Origin of the sequence: Brevibacillus migulae (genome assembly GCF_004521915.1) — a bacterium.
Classification (GTDB): domain Bacteria; phylum Bacillota; class Bacilli; order Brevibacillales; family Brevibacillaceae; genus Brevibacillus_F; species Brevibacillus_F migulae.
In genome coordinates this window covers 1-501 of the sequence record NZ_SDKD01000078.1, presented here as the reverse complement: position 1 = coordinate 501, position 501 = coordinate 1, and the positions used below count along the sequence as shown (strand labels likewise).

Below are 501 nucleotides of genomic sequence, written 5' to 3'. Positions count from 1 at the left end.
GCCGGAGCTCTGCAAAAATGTCATGAACTGGCATTGCTGCGCGATGCGTTGAACAGTGGTGATACGGCAGCTCTGGCAGAGTGGAGCGCTCCGATTCAGGCGCGTCGTCACTCTACTCGTGTACATAATCCGGCAGTAGAAAAGCGTCTGGCGGCGATCACCGCTCAGGACAGTCAGCGTGCGAATGTCTATGAAGTGCGTGCTGAAGCCCAGCGTGCGCGTTTTAAACTGCCCGCGTGGCCGACCACCACGATTGGTTCCTTCCCGCAAACCACGGAGATTCGTACCCTGCGTCTGGATTTCAAAAAGGGTAATCTCGACGCCAACAACTACCGCACAGGCATTGCGGAACATATCAAGCAGGCCATTGTTGAGCAGGAACGTTTGGGACTGGATGTGCTGGTACATGGCGAGGCCGAGCGTAATGACATGGTGGAATACTTTGGCGAGCATCTGGATGGCTTTGTCTTTACGCAAAACGGTTGGGTACAGAGCTCCGGC

General features: G+C 55.3%; 1 pseudogene. It reads left to right on the top strand.

The annotated features are described in order from the left end of the window. Positions 1-501 (top strand): annotated as a pseudogene (locus EIZ37_RS25665) (5-methyltetrahydropteroyltriglutamate--homocysteine S-methyltransferase); the annotation flags it as partial.